Annotated in this window: 17 protein-coding genes; 5 read left to right on the top strand and 12 right to left on the bottom strand. The window is 68.7% G+C overall.

What is annotated here, in order from left to right; all coding sequences use genetic code 11:
* Nucleotides 1-16: 16 nt before the first annotated feature.
* Nucleotides 17-808 (top strand): YiiX/YebB-like N1pC/P60 family cysteine hydrolase, encoded by a 792-nt coding sequence (locus QSJ34_RS15275; protein ID WP_285576851.1) that lies wholly within the window; start codon nucleotides 17-19, stop codon nucleotides 806-808.
* Here the strand turns inward: QSJ34_RS15275 and QSJ34_RS15270 are convergent, their stop codons facing one another.
* From QSJ34_RS15270 to efp, 4 genes are all read right to left on the bottom strand, one after another.
* Nucleotides 809-1585: a hypothetical protein gene (locus tag QSJ34_RS15270; protein ID WP_285576849.1), complete on the bottom strand. Its 777-nt coding sequence runs from the start codon at nucleotides 1583-1585 to the stop codon at nucleotides 809-811.
* Nucleotides 1586-1677: 92 nt separating this feature from the next.
* Nucleotides 1678-2613 (bottom strand): lysophospholipid acyltransferase family protein, encoded by a 936-nt coding sequence (locus QSJ34_RS15265; protein WP_285576845.1) that lies wholly within the window; start codon nucleotides 2611-2613, stop codon nucleotides 1678-1680.
* An 11-nt stretch (nucleotides 2614-2624) separates the two neighbouring features.
* The gene (rsgA, locus tag QSJ34_RS15260) at nucleotides 2625-3761 is read right to left on the bottom strand and encodes a ribosome small subunit-dependent GTPase A (RefSeq protein ID WP_285576843.1); all 1137 of its coding nucleotides are present in this window, start codon (nucleotides 3759-3761) and stop codon (nucleotides 2625-2627) included.
* A 155-nt stretch (nucleotides 3762-3916) separates the two neighbouring features.
* Nucleotides 3917-4492: an elongation factor P gene (gene efp / locus QSJ34_RS15255; RefSeq protein ID WP_285576840.1), complete on the bottom strand. Its 576-nt coding sequence runs from the start codon at nucleotides 4490-4492 to the stop codon at nucleotides 3917-3919.
* Between the two features lie 75 nt (nucleotides 4493-4567).
* Here efp and QSJ34_RS15250 point away from each other — a divergent pair, with 75 nt between their 5' ends.
* On the top strand, nucleotides 4568-5803 hold the full coding sequence (locus QSJ34_RS15250; protein ID WP_285576837.1) for a serine/threonine-protein kinase: 1236 nt from the start codon (nucleotides 4568-4570) through the stop codon (nucleotides 5801-5803).
* Between the two features lie 7 nt (nucleotides 5804-5810).
* On the opposite strand, the gene QSJ34_RS15245 is transcribed toward QSJ34_RS15250, so the two are convergent.
* Nucleotides 5811-7175 carry a CPBP family intramembrane glutamic endopeptidase gene (locus tag QSJ34_RS15245; protein ID WP_285576836.1) on the bottom strand — a complete coding sequence of 455 codons (1365 nt, stop codon included), beginning with the start codon at nucleotides 7173-7175 and terminating at the stop codon, nucleotides 5811-5813.
* Nucleotides 7176-7221: 46 nt separating this feature from the next.
* Entirely contained in the window at nucleotides 7222-7590 is a 369-nt protein-coding gene (locus QSJ34_RS15240) for a thiol-disulfide oxidoreductase DCC family protein (RefSeq protein WP_285576834.1), read from the bottom strand.
* A gap of 124 nt (nucleotides 7591-7714) precedes the next feature.
* Between QSJ34_RS15240 and QSJ34_RS15235 the strand changes: the two genes are divergently transcribed.
* Complete coding sequence (locus QSJ34_RS15235; protein ID WP_285576833.1) at nucleotides 7715-8110, top strand: acyl-CoA thioesterase; 396 nt, start codon at nucleotides 7715-7717, stop codon at nucleotides 8108-8110.
* Nucleotides 8110-8853 carry a hypothetical protein gene (locus QSJ34_RS15230; RefSeq protein WP_285576831.1) on the top strand — a complete coding sequence of 248 codons (744 nt, stop codon included), beginning with the start codon at nucleotides 8110-8112 and terminating at the stop codon, nucleotides 8851-8853. The genes QSJ34_RS15235 and QSJ34_RS15230 overlap by 1 nt, the downstream gene beginning before the upstream one ends.
* Nucleotides 8854-8874: 21 nt before the next feature.
* On the opposite strand, the gene QSJ34_RS15225 is transcribed toward QSJ34_RS15230, so the two are convergent.
* The 5 genes from QSJ34_RS15225 to nadA all read right to left on the bottom strand — a co-directional run bounded on the left by QSJ34_RS15225 (nucleotide 8875) and on the right by nadA (nucleotide 15019).
* The gene (locus QSJ34_RS15225) at nucleotides 8875-10002 is read right to left on the bottom strand and encodes a serine hydrolase domain-containing protein (protein WP_285576829.1); all 1128 of its coding nucleotides are present in this window, start codon (nucleotides 10000-10002) and stop codon (nucleotides 8875-8877) included.
* A 58-nt stretch (nucleotides 10003-10060) separates the two neighbouring features.
* The gene (locus QSJ34_RS15220) at nucleotides 10061-11389 is read right to left on the bottom strand and encodes a class II 3-deoxy-7-phosphoheptulonate synthase (protein ID WP_285576827.1); all 1329 of its coding nucleotides are present in this window, start codon (nucleotides 11387-11389) and stop codon (nucleotides 10061-10063) included.
* Between the two features lie 201 nt (nucleotides 11390-11590).
* The gene (locus QSJ34_RS15215) at nucleotides 11591-12286 is read right to left on the bottom strand and encodes a response regulator transcription factor (protein WP_285576825.1); all 696 of its coding nucleotides are present in this window, start codon (nucleotides 12284-12286) and stop codon (nucleotides 11591-11593) included.
* Nucleotides 12287-12424: 138 nt separating this feature from the next.
* Complete coding sequence (locus QSJ34_RS15210) at nucleotides 12425-13999, bottom strand: sensor histidine kinase (RefSeq protein WP_285576823.1); 1575 nt, start codon at nucleotides 13997-13999, stop codon at nucleotides 12425-12427.
* A 57-nt stretch (nucleotides 14000-14056) separates the two neighbouring features.
* On the bottom strand, nucleotides 14057-15019 hold the full coding sequence (nadA, locus tag QSJ34_RS15205) for a quinolinate synthase NadA (RefSeq protein ID WP_420798864.1): 963 nt from the start codon (nucleotides 15017-15019) through the stop codon (nucleotides 14057-14059).
* 322 nt (nucleotides 15020-15341) lie between these two features.
* On the opposite strand from nadA, the gene QSJ34_RS15200 reads away from it, so the two are divergent.
* On the top strand, nucleotides 15342-17501 hold the full coding sequence (locus QSJ34_RS15200) for a glutamine synthetase III family protein (RefSeq protein ID WP_285576818.1): 2160 nt from the start codon (nucleotides 15342-15344) through the stop codon (nucleotides 17499-17501).
* A gap of 62 nt (nucleotides 17502-17563) precedes the next feature.
* Here QSJ34_RS15200 and QSJ34_RS15195 read toward each other — a convergent pair whose 3' ends face one another.
* Entirely contained in the window at nucleotides 17564-18139 is a 576-nt protein-coding gene (locus tag QSJ34_RS15195; protein ID WP_285576816.1) for an outer membrane beta-barrel protein, read from the bottom strand.
* Nucleotides 18140-18151: the final 12 nt, after the last annotated feature.

The raw sequence follows: 18151 nt of genomic DNA, 5'->3' as shown, positions 1-18151 counted from the left end.
CGGGGAAGGAGGGACCATGTTCCTCCACGACGCGCTGAACCGGGGCCTGGTCCGCTACCTGACGACCGAGCTTCCGACCTACCAGCGGCGCGTGCCCAACGATCTGGACCGCATGCGCGCCGAGCTGCGCCCCGGCGACGTGGTGCTGGTGGAGGGCAAGTCCCGCATCAGCCGCATCATCATGACCCTCACCCAGAGCTCCTGGAGCCACGCGGGCATGTACATCGGCGACGCACTGCTGCGCTGGGGCGGGCCCCACGCCGAAGAATCCCTGAGCCAGTTCGGTTCCGAGGCCGCCCACCTGATCCTGGAAAGCGACATGGCCGAAGGCGTGCGGGTGAAGCCCGTGGCCTGGTATGGGGACTACAACCTGCGCATCTGCCGCCCCAAGAACCTCGGCGCGGCGGATCTGGAGCGGGTGGTGGCCGAGATGCTGCGCCACCTGGGCCTGCGCTACGACCGCCGCAACATCTTCGACCTGGGCCGCTACCTCACGCCCTTCAACCTGCTGCCCGTGCGCTGGCGACGGCGCCCGCTCTACCTGGGCAGCTCCAGCAGCCGCGAGGTGATCTGCTCGGCCCTCATCGCCAAGGCCTTCTACCAGGTGGGCTTTCCGGTGCAGCCTCTGGTGGCGGCCCAGGGCGCCGGGCGGCGCACGGTCATCGCCCGGCACCCCAGCTACATCATGCCGAGGGACTTCGACCTGAGCGCCAACTTCGAGGTGCTGAAGCTCCACCTGGCGCCGACGCTCGCCCAGACGCACGCGCGGGCGCCCGAAGACGCCCGCGCGCTCAAGAATTCGGTCTGATTACTTCTTCTGGACCTTGGCTTCCTCGACGATGGCGGCGTAGGTGTAGCCCGCGCCGAAATCCTTGTCGAGGCGCAGGACGCCCTTGACCGTGACGACGTCACCCTTGGTCACCGTGTCCTGGCTGGTGACGGTGATGTCGTGGGTGCCCTTGGCGGCGTCGCCGCTGCCATCCTGCAGGTGCATCCAGTTCTTGCCCATCACCCCGGGGTTGTACTTCACGACCTTGCCGCGGATGCTGACGGTCTTCTCCTTGAGACCGGCCTTCTGGGCCCACACCTCGGCCACGGTCTTGCCGTCGGCGCCTGCGGCCTTGTCGATCTTGCCGACCTCCACCGGAGCGGAGGCGGGAGTCCCCGCCGGAGCGGCACCCGGGGCGGGCATGGCCATCTGGGGGGCCGCACCGGGCGCGGGCATGGCGCCACCGGCCGGGGCCAGGGTGCCGAAGTAGACTTCCGCGAAGGTGCGGTTCAGGGTCTTGGATTCGAAGTCGCGCATGAGCATGGGATTGGCGATGGTGACCTCCGTGCCCTTCTCGACCTTGGCCTCGGGCACGGCGGCCCAGACCTCGCCCCGCACGGTCTGGATGCGCAGGTAGCAGTAGGGGGAGGCTTCGATGCGCTCGAGCACCTTGCCGCTGAGGCCCTGGCCCGCGGCGGCGGCGGGGGCCGTGGGCAGAGCGCCCGTCGTCGGGGCGGCCACGACGGCCTCGGACTTCTTGGACTGGCAGCCGAGGGCCGCCGCGAGGAGGAGGGAGAGGGGGAGGGCGCCGCGCATGGAAGGGACTCCTTGAAGGGTCGAAGGCAGACCGGAAAACCTTAGCCTACGGCAAATAATCTATGACGGGCGACAAGGTGCGCGGGGGTGGCTCAGGGGGCCTGCCGCGCCGGGTCATCCCAGAAGGGGTAGAAGCAGTACCACTGGCTGGGATGGCGGCGGATCAGGGCCTCCAGCTCCGCCACATAGGCCCGCATGCCCGCCTCGATGGCGGCTCCGCGTTCGCCTCGGCCCCCCTGGACGCGGATGGGTTTGCCGAAGTGGGCATGGAAGCGGCGGTCCTCGTCCGTGTAGAAGAAGCTCGTGATGATGGGCGCGCCGGTCATGGCCGCCAGCTCCCAGGGCCCGCGGGGGAAGGGGACCTCCCGCCCGAAGAAGGGTATGGGCACGCCGTTGAGGCTGAAGTCGCGGTCCCCCTGCATGCCCACGAGGGCGCCCTCCCGCAGCAGCTTCACGAGGGGCAGGGTCGAAAAACCCACGCCATCCACGGGAATGCCGACGACGCCGCCCTGGGCGCGCAGGCTTTCGCGGAGCCGCTCCACCGCCTCGAAGCGGTCGGGCTTGTAGACCGCGTGGACCTTGAGGTTCCGGGCCTTGAGCAGCACGCCGCCCAGTTCGTAGTTGCCCGCGTGGGCCGTGAGGAGGATGGCGCCCCGGCCCTCGGCGAGCACGGCGTCGAAACCCTCCATGCCCTCGAGGCTCGCGAACTGGGCCATGGCCTCTTCGGCGGGGCGCTGGCCGTAGAAGAAGAAATCCACCCAGGCCCGCGCGTGCTGGCGCACCATGTCGCGCGCCGTGCGCTCGACGGCCGGGTGGGTGGGCTTCAAACCCAGCACCTGGGCCGTGTTGCCCAGGATGGCCTCGAGGTACTTGGGGCGCAGATCCATGAAGGCGTTGGCGATCTGATCGGCGATGTCATGGCCCCGCTCGCGCCGCGCGAAGGAGCGCGCGGCGAAATGGAAGAGCGGGAACAGCGAGCCGAACACGGCCCCGTAGACGAGGCCGAGCAGGCGGGAATCGCTCTGCATCCGGTCCTGCATCAACGCCACACGTTCTGGTTGGGGTTCCGGTCTTCCATCTCCTGCCAGAGGCGCTGCAGGCTCTGCAGGCGCTCGGGGTAGGCCAGGTCGAGGCGGTCGAGGGTCGCCTCGTCGTCGGCGTCGAAGGCGAGGGGATCCTCCAGCACCTCGGCGGGGAACTCGGGGAAGACCTGGGCCAGAAGGGCCCGGTCGAAGCCGCGGACGCTGAGGCTGCGGATGCCCGGCGTATCCACCAGGGTTCCGCCGGTGCTGAGAGGCAGCCAGCGGGCGGCGGTGGTGGTCTGCTTGCCCGTGCCGAATTTCGTCAGGCCGCCGGTCTTCAGCGCGGCTTCGGGGTGCAGGGCGTTCACGAGCGTGCTCTTGCCCACACCGCTGTGGCCCAGCAGCACGACGACCTTGCCCTTCAGCAGCGCGTGCAGCGGCTCAACGCCTTCGCCCTTGAGCGCCGAGGTCTCGTGGATGGCCACGCCCTGCTCCCGCAGGGGGTCGAGCTCGGGCAGTGTGTCCTTCTTCGAGGCCCGGTCGCGCTTGGTGACGAGCACGCGGAAGCCGAGGCCTGCGTCGAGCGCGAGCACCTGGGCGCGCTCCAGCAGGCCCGGCCGCAGGGGGGGATCCACCACCGCCGCGCAGACCCAGAGTTCATCGGCATTGGCGCAGATGAGCTGCCAGGGTTCGCGATCATCCCCGCCGCCCCGTTTGAGCAGGCTCTTGCGCGGCATGACGGCCACCACCTGGGCCTCGGGGGACCCACCATCGCCCCGCACGGGCGGCGGCGGGGGCAGGGAAGGATCCTCGGCCTCCACGGGAACGGCCGAATAGCGGACGCGATCCCCGCAGACGAGGCGCACGCCCTTGAGCTTGCCGCCGAGGGTGGCCCGCAGCACCGTGCGGTCCTCCCGCTCCAGATCCACCCACTGGCTGTGGCGCTGGATGAGGGTGGCTTCGGGCAGGTGCATCCAGGGCCCGGGGTCGGGCAGACGCAGCAGGGCCTCGGCATCGTGGGATTCGATGCCGGTCTCCAGCCGCTCGGCGTGGCGCTGCCGCCGCTTGCTCTCCGCCGTCCGCTCCCGCGAGTAGGCCTCGCGGTGGTCCAGGTCCTGGGCCTCCCGGCTCTGGCCGAGGCGGTATTTCTTCATCGCGCCGCCAGGAAGGATTCATCACGGAGGCACGGAGGGCACGGAGAAAGGAACACGGAGGCAAAAGAGTCAACACCTCTGCGGGAGGCCGACGGTTTTCTTTCTCCTGCTTTTCTCAGTGAAACCTCCGTGCGCTCCGTGTCTCCGTGGTGGATTTAGGCCCGGCCGCCGAATTCGCCGGTCTCGGTGCTGACCTTCACCTTCTCGCCCTCCTTGATGAAGAGGGGCACCTTGATCTCGATGCCGGTCTCCAGCTTGGCGGGCTTGGTGACGTTGCCGCTGGCCGTGTCGCCGCGGGCGCCGGGCTCGGTGTAGGTGACTTCCAGCTCTACCGTGGTGGGCATCTGGAGGCCGATGGGGTTGCCGTTGAACTTCTGGATCTGGACGATGAGGCCTTCGGTCAGGTAGCTGAGGGCGTCGCCCATGAGTGATTCACCGAGGGTGTGCGTCTCGTAGGTCTCCTGATCCATGAAGTGGGAGCCCTCGCCATCGCTGTAGAGGTAGCTGGCGGGGGTGAGGACGAGGTCGGGCTCCTTGAACTTGTCGCCGGCCTTGAAGGTCTTGTCGAAGACGGCGCGGGTGAGCAGGTTCCGCATCTTGATGCGCACCAGTGTCTGGCCGCCGCGGGCCGTGGGCGTGGAGATCTCCACGTCCAGGCAGTGGTAGGGGACGTCCTCCAGCTCGAAGAACATCTTGCGTTTGATTTCGATGGCTTCGAGAAGGGCGGCCATGGGATCTCCGGAATGTCGAATCCTCCATTCTATCTTGACTTTGGAAGGGGGTCTCCTGGTTAGAATTTGAATTCCATGGCAGACCCCAAAACGATCGGGAGATACCAGATCCTGCGACCCATCGGACAGGGCGGCATGGGAACCGTCTACCTCGCCGAAGATCCGCTGCTCAAGCGACGCGTGGCCATCAAGGTGGTGCGGGTCACCGGCAATGCGCGGCACCAGGCCATGCTGCGCTTCCGTCGCGAAGCCGAGATCAGCGCCCAGCTCAACCACCCGAACCTGGTGACCATCTACGACGTGGGCGTCGAGGAGGACCTGGGGCCCTTCCTGACCATGGAGTACGTCGAAGGCAAGAGCCTCGGCAAGCACATCAAGGAGAAGAGCCTCGATACGGAAGCCTCGGCCAAGGTGCTCATCCAGGCCATGCGGGCCCTGAGGGCCGCGCACCGGAGCGCCATCGTTCACCGCGACGTGAAGCCGGACAACATCCTGCTGAGTGAGGAGGGCCGGGCCAAGCTCATGGACTTCGGCATCGCCCGCACCATGGGCCACATGAGCCTGAATCCCGAGCAGGATCCGGACGCGCCCCTGCTGGATGACCCCTCCCAGGGCGGCTACGCCCAGACCCTGGCCCTGCGCCTGACCGTGACGGGCGACTTCCTCGGCTCACCGGCCTACGCCCCGCCCGAAGTGCTCAGGGGCAGCGAAGGCACGCCGGCCTCGGACCGCTACAGCTTCGCCGCCACGGCCTTCGAGCTGCTGACGGGCCAGCTGCCGCATCCCGGGAGCGGGCTGACCCAGATCATCATCCACATCCTGCAGGAGCCGGTGGCCCTGCCGCCGGACATGCCGCCCCGCCTGGGCGCCGTGTTCCAGCGGGCCCTGTCCATCGATCCCGACGACCGCTATCCGACCCTGCCGGAATTCATGGAGGAGCTCATCGACGCGCTCCCCGGGCCGGTCCACATGCGCGCCCGCCTCTTCGCCTTCATGGGCCAGGACGAGGACGCGAGCAGCGTCTCGACGGCGCGCTTCCGCATCCCTGCGGAACTGGCGGCCGGTGCCCCGATGGACAGCGGCTCGCATCCGACGGATTCCCGCTCAAGGCAGAGCCAGCCCGTGAAGATCAGCCTGGCGGAGGATCCGGTCGAAACCTACCTCGCCTCCCGGAAGACGACGACGGGCCAATCCAGGCCCGAAGGCACGGATTGGGTCGCGATCCTCAAGTGGGCGGCCCTCGTCTTCCTGCTGCTCCAGCTCTTCTGGTGGCTGCTGCCGGCGCTGTCCAAGGCCCAGATCAAGCCCTGACGGGATCTCAGGCGAAGGCCCGCAGCAGCAGGAAGAGGCTGCCGTTCCAGCAGGCATGGACGAGGATGGGCGCGCGCAGGCTGCCGGTCTGGCGCATGGCCAGGCCCATCACCCAGCCCAGGGTGCCGAGGGTGGGCAGGCCCGCGGGCTGCAGATGGATCGCCCCGAAGAGCAGGGCCGACAGGAGCAGGGCCAGGGCCATGGGCTGCCGCCGCGCCAAGACGGGGAGCAGGAACCCGCGGAACATCAGCTCTTCGAAGAAGGGCGCCAGGCCCGCCACCGTCAGGAACAGCGCCAGATTGGGACCCCAGCCCGAGAGGCTGCGGAGCATCTCCTGCAGGTCCCGCTGGGGGCTTTGATCGGGCTTCAGGATCAGGTTCGACACGAGGGCCACGGTCATGACCATCAGGACGGCGAGACTGAGAAAGGCCCCGCCCCAGGCCAGGTCGCGGCCCACCCGGCCGGGCGCCACGCGCCGCCAGAGGGCGCCGTAGGAAAGGCCCTCGGCCGAACACAGCAGATGCAGGCCGAAGGCGGCGTGCAGCAGGTAGCTCAGGGGCACGGCCAGCCAGCGCAGGCCCGGGAAGGGCAGCAGGACGATGGCGGCCACGTGGCCGGAAAGGAAGAAGGCCAGGAACCAGACGAGGAGGATCAGGGCGGCGGCCCGTCCCGACAGGGACCAGGCGGGCAGGGGGCGCGGGGCCGGCCTTCCCCAGGTGCCCAGGAGGTAGATCCCCACGGCGAGGCCGCCCACGCCCAGCAGCATCACAGCCGTGCCGAGCAGGCCCAGTTCGGCAAGGCGGATCAGGAGGGCCTTTCGCGCCTGGGCCCGCAGGGGCTCGCCGCCGGTCTCGCGGTCCCGGAGGCGGGCCTCCAGCAGGTCGGCCGCGTAGCCGCCGCCGAGGCGGCTGTGCACGTCGTCGCGGGTGGCCCGGTCGGGCAGGGGGCCCGCCCCGTAGGCCGCCTCCCAGGCCCGCAGGAAGCCCTCGCGGCCCGCCCCGGTTGGTTCATCCGGGAGGTTCTTCCCATCCTTTCCCCGGGCCTTCAGCTCGGCCTTCAGCACGGCCAGGAGGGCCCGGTCCCAGGGTTCCTTCAGCTGGGCCCCGGCCTTCGTCCAGTCCTTGTCGGACACCTCGCGGCCGGTCAGCACCTTGGGTCCCGCGAGGCTCACCTCGAGGATCCGGCCGTGCAGTCCGGCGCGTTCGAGGGGGCGCGTGGCCCGCTCGTGGCGCACGCTGAGGGCGACGCCCGCCGCCATCAGCGCGAGGAGCGCGAGCAGGGCGATGAGCGGATCGGCCCAGCTGCGGTGGGGATGCCAGGAGGCGCCGGGTTCGGGCGGCATGGCTTCGGGCGGCATGGCGTCGGGCTGCATGGATCCAGGCTACGCGAAGGGCTTGCGCCAGGCGAAGGGCTTGCGCTTAGGCGAAGGGCTGGCGCCCCGTCTTTCGGAAACGCCAGGCGGCCCAGCGCAGGTAGATCCGGTTCAGCAGGTTCGTCAGCCCGGGCAGGGCCAGCAGCGGCGAGATCCAGCGCCAGCCTGGCAGGCGGCGGGCGATGGGCCGCAGCAGGTCGGCGCCGGCGCGGATCTCCCGGGTGGCCATGTCCAGCCCGTGGATCTCCTTCTCGACGGGTTTGCCGCCCAGTTCGGGGGCGAGGGCGAGCAGGTCCGGGTCGCGCACGGAGCAGATCATCAGCAGGCCCCGGCGGTCGCGCCGGGCCAGCCAGAGGGCCATGCGGCAGCAGAGCGTGCAGGCGGGGTCGTAGGCGAGCAGAAGGGGCGCTGGCATGGGCGCATGATGCCACAGGTGGCGTGCGCCATTCGCGTCCCGGGCGGGTTCGGCCTTATGCTCTGGAAAACCCCGATCACACGCCGCGGCCCCAGGCCGGCCCGGTTGGTATCACGGAGGCCCCATGCCCTTCTCCCATCCCATCGAAGTGCGGTTCAGCGATCTGGACGCCATGGGCCACGTGAACAACGCCGTGGTGGTGAGCTTCATGGAGCAGGCCCGGTTCCAGTGGTGGCGCAGCTTCCTGGGCGGGCGGAAATTCCAGGAGGAGGGCTTTCTCATCGCCCGGGCCGAGGTGGACTACCGCATGCCGATCCTGCTGGGCGACGACGTGCGGGTGGAACTGCACTGCAGCAAGGTGGGCAACAGCTCCTTCGAGCTGAGCTACCGCATCACCAAGGGGCTGGGGGGCGAGCTGTTCGCCGAAGGCAAGACCGTGCAGGTGATGCTGGATTTCGGCACCAACCGCCCAGTGCCCCTCCTACCCTCCACCCGCGAGTGGCTGGAGGCGCAGGCCTGATGCTGCTCGGCACTGCGGTCTGGGCCGAGGGGCCCCTCGAACGTCGCGCCCTGGTGGGCCGGCTGGCCTCGGGCCGCCTGGCGGACCTGAACCGCATCGAGGCCGTTCGCCTGCGCAAGCTCGGCGAGGGCGATCCCGAACGCCTGGCTGAGGTGCTCGCGCCGGCGAGTCTGCGCAGGGCCCTGGAGGGCGGTCCCCGCGCCCTGGCCCGCCTGAGGCAGACCCTCGCCTACGCCGAGAAGTGGGATCGCCGCGGGACCCTGCCGCCCCACCTGGCGCCGGAGACGGCGGACCTGCTGCCCTGCCTGCCCCGCCCGGCCTCGCTGCGCCGCCTGGAGGGCCTGGGTCTCGGGCGCTTCGAGGTGCGCGGTTCGGGGGCGGAGCTCTCGGGCCCGCCCCAGCCCAGCCTGGCGGTGGTGGGCCTGGCCGGGGGCGGCGCCGCGGGGTTCTGCTTGGCACTGGAAGACGCGGACTCGGCCATTCTCGGCGCCTGGATGAGCGACGTCTGGCCTTCGGGAAACCTGGAACTCAGAGTCGGTGGCACGCGCCGCGCCGTGCCCCTGAAGGCCTGGGAGGGCCTGGAGCTGCCACCGTTGCGGGCCGGCGAAGTGCTTCTGCTGCCGCCGCCGAGGCTGAAGCCCCTGCCCGACCTCCTTCCGGGCGCCGAGTTGCGCCTCGGCGCCGATTTCGATCAGCTGGTGCTGCGGCTGGGTCCGGAGGGCGTGCATCCGACCGTGCAATGAATGGCCGTGCAGTAGACGGTCTCAGGGAACAGTGCGGATCACCGGCGGATGCTGGGCCAGGGCGGCCCGGATGAGGGGGTCCAGCTGGTTCTTCAGGTTCTCCGAGGGCACCGTGTCGCCCTCGAGGGGCTGCTGAGTCATGATGATGCCGCCGTAAGCGCTGTCGGCCGTCACCCAGGGGGCCCATCCGAAGGTGCCGGTGCTGGAGTAGCGGATGACGGGATCGCTGGCCGTGGGGCCGCCGCCACCGGCGGTCTCCAGCCAGTTGCCCAGGGCGTAGTGGTAGGTCTTCCCGATCTTGTCGTAGTAGGGGCTGTAGGCGAGGGTGGTGCCGGCATCGTATCCATCGGTGCGCTGGGCCGCCACCATGTCCGGCGTGAGGATCACCTGGGTGCCGTCCAATCCGCCCCGCAGCTGCATCATCACGAAGCGCATGTACTCGAGGCCCGTGCACTTCAGGCCACCGGCCGGGTTGGGATTGGGGCCGCCGCCGCTGTAGATGCTCGTGGCGGACCAGCCGAGGGGATCGTGCAGCTGCTCGGCGAAGATCTGCGCCCACTTCTTCCCCGTGGCCACCTCGGCCATGCGGGCGGCGATGCGCAGGTGGGTGTTGCCGTAGTAGAAGTAGCTGCCCGGCACCGAGGCCGAGGCGGCGAAGTCGGCGTAGATGCGCTTCACGGCCGCATCGAGGGTGATGAGCACGTTTTCCGAAGCGTTGTCGTCCCCGCTGATGCCCGACGTAAAGCTGAGCAGGTGGCGCAGGGAGATCTCGCCCATGTTGCCGGTCCAGGGGGCGCCGTTGCCATCCACGAGCAGTTCCTTGGTCTGGGTGTCCAGGCCGTGGGGGAAGGCGCCCGCATGCACCAGACGCAGGATCACCGTGCTGCTGACCCATTTCGAGGCTGAGGCGACGAGCACCGAATCCTGGTTGGTGAATCCGCCGAAGCCCCGGGAGTAGACCACCCCGGCGGGGCTGGCGACCTCCACACACAATCCGTTGGGAAACTGGCTTTGGGCGGTTTGGATGGCCGATGTCACGGTGGCCCAGGGATCCGAGGGCGGCGGGGGAGGCGGGGTGGAGGAGCTGCCGCCCCCCCCGCCACAGGCTGCGAGGCACACCAGGCTGAGGGCCGTGATCCATCGACGCATGAGACCTCCACAACGCATCAATCGATCCGCCAACGGGTCGTTTGGTTTAAAACCGGTTTCAGCCCCGCATCATCTCGGCGATCAGGAAGGCCATCTCCAGGCTTTGGGTGCCGTTGAGGCGCGGATCGCAGCCGGTTTCGTAGGCCTTGGCGAGATCCTCCTCGGACAGCCCTTCGGTGCCGCCGGTGCATTCGGTGACGGCCTCCCCCGTGAGTTCGATGTGGACACCGCCGAGGTGGGATCCGTGGGCGCGGTGGATCTCGAAGGCCTGGCGCAGTTCCGAAAGGATGGCGCCGAACTCGCGGGTCTTCAGGCCCGCGGCGCTTTCCGTGCCGTTGCCGTGCATGGGGTCGCAGCTCCACAGCACCGGGTGATCCGTGGCCTGGACGGCCTTCAGAAGGGGCGGCAGGGCCTCGCGGATCTTCGCGGCGCCGAAGCGCGAGATGAGGGTGATGCGCCCGGGCTCCCGCTGGGGATCGAGGCGATCCAGCAGTTGGGCCAGGTGGTCGGGGTTGGCGCTGGGGCCGACCTTCACGCCGATGGGATTGCGGATGCCGCGCAGGTATTCGACGTGGGCGCCGTCCAGCTGGCGGGTGCGCTCGCCCACCCAAAGGGTGTGGGCCCCCAGGTTGTAGTAGCTGGCGTCCTCGCCGATCCAGCGGGTGAGGGCCTCTTCGTAGGGCAGCAGCAGGGCCTCGTGGCTGGTGAAGAAGTCGATGCGCTCGAGCACGTCCCGCTGGACGCCGCCGAGGGCCTCCAGGAAATCGAGGGATTCCCGCACCTGATCGAGGGTGCGGCGGTAGGCGGGCACCTCGCCGCTACCGCCGGGCAGTTCCCAGCGCTCGGGGTGGTGCAGGTCCGCGAACCCGCCGGCCGTGAGGGCTCGCAGGTGGTTCAACGTGGCCGAGGCGTGGAAGTAGGCCTCCAGCATGCGGCCCGGATCGGGGCGCCTTGCGGCGGGATCGGCCTCCAGGCCGTTGACGAGGTCGCCGCGGTAGCTCGGCAGCTCCTGGCCGCGCACCATCTCCGTCGGCTTGCTGCGGGGCTTGGCGAACTGGCCGGCGATCCGTCCCACGCGCACGACGGGCTTGCGCCCCCCGTGGGTGAGGGCCACGGACATCTGCAGGAGCACCCGCAGCTTGCCTTCGATGGCCTCCGGCGTGCAGTCCTTGAACTGCTCGGCGCAGTCGCCGCCCTGGAGGAGGAAACGTCGGCCCGCCGCGGCTTCGGCGAGCAGCGAGCGGAGACGGACGACTTCTTCGGGCACCACGAGCGGGGGCATGCGGCGCAGGCGCGCGAGAAAGCCTTCGAGTTCCGAAGGGTTGTCGTAGACCGGCTGCTGTTGGGCCGGGAAGCGCTGCCAGCTGTGGGGGTTCCAGGGCGTCATGATCCCATTCTGGCCTGGAACCGACCTCGGGGCGAACTTCGAGCGGGTTCTGGGGGTGTGCGTGAAGCGCGGGACTCCCGGATTGTCGTTTGGAAGCGGATCGTGGCTCCGCCAGGACCCGCGCGGGGGCTCCGGGGGTGTGCGCGAAGCGCGACCCTAGATCCTCGAAACGCATGCGTTTCGAGGGGGACCCCCGGATAATCATTTGGACGCGGGTTCGACCTGCGTGATCCAGCGGTAGCCTTCGCCGCCCACGGTGGCGATCCAGGGCGAGCCCAACTCCTCGCCGAGCTTGCGGCGCAGGTTGGCGATGTGGACGTCCACCGTGCGCGCGCTGGGGCGGGCATCCTGCTCCCAGGCCAGCTGCAGCAGTTCCTTGCGGCTGTGGGTGCGGCCCGGGTGGGTGATGAGGATCTCCAGCAGGCGGAACTCCCGGGGGGTGAGTTCCAGCGGGCGGCCGTCGCGGCGCGCCTCGAGCCTGGGCAGGTCGAACCGGAAGGGCCCCGAACGCAGCAGGGGCGGGCGGTCCACGGGGCGCGTGCGGCGGAGGATCGCCTTCACGCGGGCGATGAGTTCGAGCACCGAGAATGGCTTGACGAGGTAGTCATCGGCTCCCAGGCTCAGCCCCTGCACGCGATCCGCCTCATCGCCGCGGGCCGTGAGCATGAGCACGGGCACCTCGTCCTTGCCCTCCCGCAGGATGCGAAGCACTTCGAAGCCGTCCATTTGGGGCAGCATCAGGTCCAGCACGATCAGGTCCGCGCGGTGCGCGCCGTGGGCCGCCAGGGCCGGCACACCATCACCCGCCGCCTCCACCGAGTAGCCTTCGAAACTCAGATTGTTGACGAGGAGCTGGCAGAGGGAAGGCTCATCCTCCACCACGAGGATGTGGGTCACGGAATCTCGCTCAAGGATCAGTTGGTTCACCATGGCGACCTTAACTTGGGAATACAAGATTATTTTTCGAATTGTTCCCAAGCCTGGAACGGGGTTCGCGGCTATTTCCAGGCGGCGTGGCCCTGTGGGGTCATCGCCCTAGGCCGCGGGGATTTCGAGCCGGGCCGAGAAACCTTCTCCGGGCGCGGAGGCGAAGCTGAGGCCCCAGCCCTCCTGTTCGGCCACCTGGATGAGCAGGCTCAGGCCGAGGCCCAGCCCCTCCCGCTGGAAGCCCTCCTTGCCCACTTCACGCAGGCGCTGGAAGGGCTTGCCCAGGGCCTTGAGCTGGTGGGGCTCCAGGCCCTCGCCTTCGTCGCTCACCTGGATGCAGAAGCGCCGCCGGTTCCGCCAGGTCTCCAGGGTGACCCGGCCCCGGCCGTGGCCTAGGGCGTTTTCCAGGAGGGTGAGCACCGCCGAGCGCAGGGAGGAAAGGGGCGCGTGGCCGGCCTCGGCGGCAAGGCGGAGGTCCAGGTCGCGGTTCTCCAGTTCGAAGCCCGGCCGCAGGTCCTCGGCCACTTCCTGGAACCAGGCCTGGGTGGCCTGGCCGCGCGGCCCCGAGGGCCCGCCGCCACGGATGACCCGCAGGCTGCTTTCGATGAGGGTGGTGAGATGGTCCACCTCTTCGCCGATCTTCAGCAGCTCCTCGTCGGCCCGGTCCGGACTGAGCCGGCCCAGGCGCAGGGAGTCGCAGCGGAACTTCAGGATGGCGAGGGGCGTCTTCAGGCTGTGGGTCATGGCGGCCAGGCGGTCCGCATCAAGGATGGCTCGCTTCCGCGAGCGGTAGCGCATCCACAGCCCCAGCGCGATGGCCAGCCCGACCACGACGGAGATGGCGTTGGCAGTCCGCATCCGGAGCTTGAGGTTGGTGCGGTAGGCCTTCTCCTGGTCCACGAAGGCGATGCCCGCGAGGTTCCAGCCATCGCCGAAGGCGTTGGTCTTCACGACGCTGGACAGGCCGTAATCCACCAGGCGGGCCGGATCGGCCTGAAGGTGGGGCGCCTTGCCCCAGTCCTGGGCCTGCAGGTCCGAGCGCCCTGCGTCGTCCTCCCGCATCAGTCCCACCCTCAGGCTAAGGGGCGGGTTCGCCGCCAGGTTGAGCTCCTGCTCAACCTCGGGCGATCCGGGCTTCCAGCGCTTGATGACGAGCCAGCGATCCGAGAGGAGGACGATGGTGGCGACGCGGCCGTAATCCGGATCCAGGTTCTTGGAGGGGTTCCACTCGAAGCGCTGGGCCATCTCCGCGTGGGAGAGCCAGCCGAGGTAGAGCTGGGACAGGGCGGGATCCTCGGGCGGCACCAGACGATCCCCGCGGCGAAGCCAGAGCCGGCGGCCTTCGAAGCGGTCCAGGAGGGCCACCACCAGGGGCTGGTTGGCGAGGAAGCGACGCACGTCCGGTTCTTCGCCCGTCTTGACGGTCTGGAGGATGGGCAGGCTCTTCCAGTGCCGCTCGACGGCCTCGAAGTCCGCCCAGTGGGTGTTCATGAATTCCTGGCTGGAATTGAGGAGGAATTCGCGCCGGTAGATGGTGGGGGCCATGACCAGCAGGGCCGCCATCACCAGGCCGGCCAGGCCCAGCAGCAGCAGGCCGCCCCGCTGCTCCAGGCGCAGCCATCGGCCAGGGCCGCGGGAGCCCGGACGCAGGATTCGGTATCGGGACGTGCGATGGCGGTACATGGCAGCTCGGAGGGATCCTGCCAGCTTAACGTCCGCGTCCGATCTGGGAAGAGGAGATCAGCCCAGGGCCAGCATGCGCTCCAGGGGCTTGAGGGCCCGCAGCCGCGTCGCCTCGTCCAGGCGGATCTCGGGCTTCAGGTCGCGCAGGCTCAGGTAGAGCTTCTCCAGGCTGTTCAGCTTCATGTAGGGGCAGAGGCTGCAGTTGCAGCCGCTGTCGGCTGGCGCGGGGATGAGCTCGGCCTCGGGGCGCCGCTGGTGCATCTGGTGGAGGATGCCGGCTTCTGTCGCCACGATGAAGGCCTTGGCGCTGTCCTTGGCGACGTAGTTCAGCAGGGCCGCCGTGGATCCCACGAAATCCGCCAACTGGCTCACGGTGGCGTCGCATTCGGGGTGGGCGATGAGCTTGGCCTCAGGGTGCTGGGCCTTGAGGGCCGCCAGGCGCTTGGCCGTGAACTGCTCGTGCACGATGCAGAAACCCGGGAAGAGCACCATGTCCCGGCCCGTCTGCTTCATCACCCACTTGCCCAGGTGGCGGTCGGGGGCGAAGACGATCTTGCGATCCTTCGGCAGGCTCTCCACCACGCGCACGGCGTTGCTGCTGGTGCAGATGACGGTGCTCAGCGCCTTCACGCCAGCTGAGCAGTTGATGTAGCTCACCACGTCGTGATCGGGGTACTGCTTCAGCCACTCGGCGAAATAATCCGCGGGGCAGCGGTCCGCGAGGCTGCAGCCGGCGTCCATGTCGGGGATGACGACGGTCTTCGTCGGATTGAGGATCTTGGCGGTCTCGGCCATGAAATGGACACCGCAGAAGGCAATGACATCGGCGTCGGCCTTGGCGGCCTGCTGGCTGAGCTGCAGGCTGTCGCCCACGAAGTCCGCCAGATCCTGGATCTCGGGCTCCTGGTAGTAGTGGGCGAGCAGCACGGCCTTCCGTTCGGCTTTGAGGCGCCGGATCTCGGCCACCAGATCGATGCCGGCGGGAATGCTTTCAAGGTCGGGGACGTAGGGGGCGGTCAAATCCATGCTCATAGTCTATGCCTTCTCCAGAAAGCGGCGGATGCGCTGTCCCGGCTCGGGGTGATCGAAGACCTCGCAGAAGGCCGCCCGCTCCCAGGCCAGGGCCGCGGCCCGCGGCAGGCCTTGCTGGTGACGTTGGAGGTTTCCGAGAAGGAAAAGGGCCCGTTGACAAGCATCAAATCCTGTCGCCACAAGCGGCTTTGCGTTATCCTGGGGACGGATCACAGGGTCCAGGACATGGGAATCCGATGGCTGCCCCCCAGGGGCGGACATCGGCACTCGTGTATCTGGATTCATGCTTTCTCATCCTCAGGGGGGACTCATGGCCAAGGCGCAGGCGCCAGACACATCCAGCATCTCACGGCTGGATCAGATCAAGATCAGCCAGTACTTCGGCTGCAACACGTTCAGCGAGCGCACCATGCGCGAACGGCTGCAGAAAGATGTCTACAAGGCCTACCGCCAGGCGCTGAAGCGCGGCGAGGCCCTGTCCCCCGAAGTGGCGCGGAGCGTGGCGCTCGCCATGAAGGAATGGGCCCTCGAGCAGGGTTGCACCCATTTCACCCACTGGTTCCTGCCCATGACCGGCGCCACCGCCGAAAAGCATGACGCCTTCATCACCTGGGACGAGCCCGGCACCGTCATCGAGCGCTTCAGCGGCAGCCAGCTCATCCAGGGTGAGCCCGACGCCAGTTCCTTCCCCAGCGGCGGCCTGCGCGCCACCTTCGAGGCCCGCGGCTACACGGCCTGGGATCCCGCCAGCCCGGCCTTCCTGATGGAAGGTCCCCTGGGCAAGACGCTTTGCATCCCCACCGCCTTCGTGGGCTACCACGGCGAGGCGCTGGACCACAAGGTGCCCCTCCTGCGCTCCATGGGCGTGCTGTCGGAACGCGCCAAGGACGCCCTCAAGCACTTCGGCGTGAACGCCGAGGCCGTCGTGGCCCAGTGCGGCCCCGAGCAGGAATACTTCGCGGTGGATCTGGACCTGGCCCAGCAGCGCCCCGACCTCATGTTCGCCAACCGCACCCTGCAGGGCGCCAAGCCCCCCAAGGGCCAGGAGCTGGAGGACCACTACTTCGGCAGCATCAAGGAGCGCGTCCTCGGCTTCATGCAGGAAGTCGAGCTGGAGTGCTTCAAGCTGGGCATTCCCGCCAAGACCCGCCACAACGAAGTGGCGCCCAACCAGTTCGAGATCGCGCCCATCTATGAGGCCGCGAACCTGGCCAGCGACCACAACCAGCTGCTCATGGAGATCCTCAAGTCCGTGGGCGAGCGCCACAGCCTCGCCATCCTCCTGCACGAGAAGCCCTTCGCCGGCGTCAACGGCAGCGGCAAGCACGTGAACTGGAGCCTGGCGACCGACGAGGGCCAGAACCTGCTGGAGCCCGGCCAGACGCCCGAGGAGAACCTGCAGTTCCTCTACTTCCTCAGCGCCACGCTGAAAGCCATCCACACCCACGGCGGCCTGCTGCGCGCCGCCATCGCCAGCGCCGGCAACGACCACCGCCTCGGCGCGAACGAGGCGCCGCCCGCCATCATGTCGGCCTTCCTCGGCGCCCAGCTGAACCACATCCTCGACGCCATCGAAAAGGGCGACGCCGCGGACGCCTCCACCCAGCGCATCCTCGATCTGGGCATCGGCAACCTGCCGCGCATCGAGAAGGACGCCACGGACCGCAACCGCACGAGCCCCTTCGCCTTCACGGGCAACAAGTTCGAGTTCCGCGCCGTGGGCTCCAGCCAGCCCATCGCCCTGCCGCTGACGGTGATCAACGCCGCCGTGGCCGAGGCGCTCGAAGGCCTCAACGCCAAGCTGGATGCGGAGATCAAGTCGGGCAAGGAGCACAAGGCCGCCGTCATGGCCGTCGTGCGTCAGGCCATCATCGAAACCAAGGCCATCCGTTTCGAGGGCAACGGCTACTCCGATGAGTGGAAGCAGGAGGCCGAGCGCCGCGGGCTGCCCCACGCCAAGGACACCGTGGCCGCGCTGCACATCTGGGAGGGCGCCGCCGCCAAGGCCGTCTTCTCGAAGGCGGGCATCCTGTCCGAAGGCGAGCTGGAATCCCGCCTCCACATCCGCCACGAGCAGTACCAGAAGGCCATCGCCATCGAGACCCAGGTGCTGCGCCAGATGGCGGAAACCCAGATCCTGCCCTCCATCACGGCGGATCTCGGCGCCCGCGCCAACAGCCTGGCCAAGCTGGCCGCCGCCGGCGTGACTGTGCCCGAGCCCCTGAAGGCCGCGCTGCAGGCCCAGGCCACCCTGGCCGGCGAAGCGCAGGTGCGCCTGGCTGCGATGAAGGAGGCTCTCCTCGCCGCCGAGGCCATGGAGGACAACCACGCCCGCACGGAGGCCTTCGGCAACCAGGTGAACGAGTCCAAGCACGCGCTCCGCGAAGTGCTGGACCGCCTCGAAGAGGCCTGCGACGCCGACCTCTGGCCCCTGCCCAAGTACTGGCAGCTGCTGTCTCCCCTGCTCTAGTCTTTTCCTGTTGCATGAAAACGGGCCGCGTTCGCGGCCCGTTTTCATGGGTGAAGCAGGCCTTATCGGCCGAAGCGGAACACCGCGCTCACCTGGGCCCAGGTGGCCGTGTCGAAGCCGAGGCCGTCACTGCCGTGCTTGTCCACGAAGACCTGGTTCAGGGTGCCTTCCAGTGAGAAGGTGCGGTTGAAGGTGAAGCCGCCCCCGCCGCGCACGCCCAGCTTGCCGCTCTGGGAGCTGCTGCCGCTGAAGCTGTTCGCGCTGTAGTCGTCCTTGACGCTGTTCAGCGACGCACCGGCGATGGTGTACCAGCCCATGTTCGGGCTTTGGAAGTGGTAGACCCAGTCGGCGCCGATCTGCAGGATCTTGATGTCGTTCTTGACGTCGTCGGGGCCGCCCCAGCCGGAGCCCGGCAGGTTGTGGTAGGTCAGCTGGCCCCGGACTTCGTGGTGGGAGGTGATGTTGAAGTCCAGGTGGCCGCCGATGTGGGCGCCGAAGAACTGGTTGGTGCCGAAATCCGTCTTGTCCTTCAGATCGCCGACGGGCAGGGACAGGCCGGTGTGCAGGCCGCCCGTGATGTCCTGGGCGGGAAGGACCGCGCCCGTGAGGGCGAGGGTGATGGCGAGTGCGATACGCATGGGACCTCCGAA

Origin of the sequence: Geothrix limicola (genome assembly GCF_030268085.1) — a bacterium.
GTDB classification, from domain to species: domain Bacteria; phylum Acidobacteriota; class Holophagae; order Holophagales; family Holophagaceae; genus Geothrix; species Geothrix limicola.
Note: the sequence above shows the minus strand (reverse complement) of the source record. Positions and strands in the feature narration are given on the sequence as shown.